1 protein-coding gene is annotated in these 2159 nt (G+C 52.5%); it reads right to left on the bottom strand.

The window, feature by feature from the left end; all coding sequences use genetic code 11:
* A partial coding sequence (locus B3W37_RS11195) for an SH3 domain-containing protein (protein WP_483175814.1) occupies positions 1–1685 on the bottom strand: 1685 nt, incomplete at its 3' end.
* Between the last annotated feature and the right edge of the window lie 474 nt (positions 1686–2159).

Below are 2159 nucleotides of genomic sequence, written 5' to 3' on the forward strand. Positions count from 1 at the left end.
TCTATGCGCAGAGTGGTGTCCGGAGGCGAACCTGAAGATTCCTTTATGGTCATCTTTTCCAACAGGGGGCTGATCTGATAATCATAAGAGGATCGTTCCACGCCTTGATAGGTCGATTCCAGTTTGATCTCCAATATATCGTTCTTAAGGCTGTAGCTATACTCGCAGGGGGTTAAGGTATACACGATAATGTTGTCGCCGATATTGCCAAATACCTTGCGGCTGATGTCCACAATGCGGTTTTCAATAACCACTGACTCGCGTTTGCCGTCGTCACTTCGCTCGGTGCGGTATTCCAACCCGGCAGGAAGGGTGACGGTGATCACCGCATCGCCGTTGCGGTTTTCCCCTTTTACATTCAGACTCTTCCCGCCCAGGGAAACATTCAAAGGGCTGTTCCCTTTCAAGCTTCGTCCCATTATGGTGTAGACCAGGGTCTGGCCGTTTTCATCAAGGCGGGCTTCCAGCCGGGTACCTGATTCTATATTGATTTTAAAGCCGTCCTCATCTTTGCTGGTATTGTACCAAACCAGCTCATTATCATCGATGGCCGGGGCTCCGGAATTGCCTCCGGGGGTTTCCACCAGCCAGCCGGCAATCCAGGCCAAGCTGCCGCCCCGGCTGACTTGAAACCAGCCGTCTTTCTCATCCACTACCGACAGGCTCTCGCCGGCCGAAGCGGCACTTACCTTGGTATACCCGGTTCCAGGACCATCCCTGAGGTTGACCAGAGATTCCCGCACCACTACCAGCTTACTGCCGGGCACGGTTACAACCGGAGTGGTTGGAGGCTCGGGGCTCTCGATGTGAATGGTCCGCTCGGCTTCGTTCCATGATACTTTACCCCCGAAAGCTTCTCCGACAAATCGCAAGGGCGCCAATGTGCGCCCTCCGACTATCTTGGCCGGTACCTCAATCGGCCAGGCTACACCGTTTACTGTCGGATTAGTCGATCCGATGGGTTGCTGTACAACTACCCCCTGGCGGGTGGCGGTTACGATTCGATTGGATTCATTCCAGTCCACTGTAGCTCCCAAGGCCTCAAAAATGCGGCGCAGAGGAACCAGAGTACGGCCATATTCGATCTGGGGCGGTACATCAAAGCTCAGCAACTGACCATCCAGGTATACTTTGATGTCCGAACCGGCCGAAGCGTTTACAGCTGGCGCGCTGGTCTGAGGAGCTGGCACACTTGTCTGGGGAGCCGCTCCGCTTTGCACCAGGTTGGAGGCTACATAACACACTACACCAGAACTATTTTGCACTTTGCTCCAATCGCCGTCTTGGCCCAGAAGAATCAGGCTATCTCCCTGCCGGGCCTGGCCTACCACCGCGTAGCTGGTTCCAGGCCCTGATCTGAGGTTGACCAGGGTCTCAATCACCTGCACCCTGGCGTCCTTGCTTACATCTATGTATTGGCCGGAAACCCAGCCCTTGAGATCGTTATAACTGATGCGGCACCAGCCGTTTTGCTCTTCGAGAACTGATACCTTGGTGCCCTGCAGTAGATTACCGGTAATGGCATGGTCTGCAGAGGGTCCGCTGCGGACATTGACCACACTTCCGGTTACTAACCCGGAATCGGCTAGAACAAGGGTTTGCCAGGTCAAGAGTATAGCCGCAGCTACCAGGAGCATTGCGGCAATCTTAACCAGACAGATGCGGTGATAAAAATCAGAAAACATCAATCAGGCCTCCTAGGTATGAAGTGCAAAAATAGCCAGTTGCTATTTCGATTGGCTTAAATACGATCATGTGTACTATGCAGGAAACATAGTGTAGATGTCAGGGTCCATCCAGTGAATAAACCGGGGTAACCCCGACAGGTCGACAGCTGTGTAGTTGCTTGGCCGTTTTAACCTGTTATATATACATCTCAGTCCAGTTGAAACTTTCAGCAGCATGGGAAAATTTTGCGAATGGTGTTGAAAAGAAGCAAACTCTCATATTAATTGGGTTATTCTGCTATCTGCCGCTCCAGTTATGGGCGGGACTTGCAGCTACGCTCTACGGTGTGCTGGTAGTACTGGTCTTCCTGTTCTCACGAGTATAGGTTGACTTGGAAGTATCATTAGCGTTGGTCTTGGAATCACCGGAAGCTTCGCCGCTGTTCTTGGAGTCGCCAGAAGTTTCGCTGCTGCTCTTGGAATCGCCAGATG

This window comes from Syntrophomonas sp. UBA5494, from assembly GCF_002426325.1.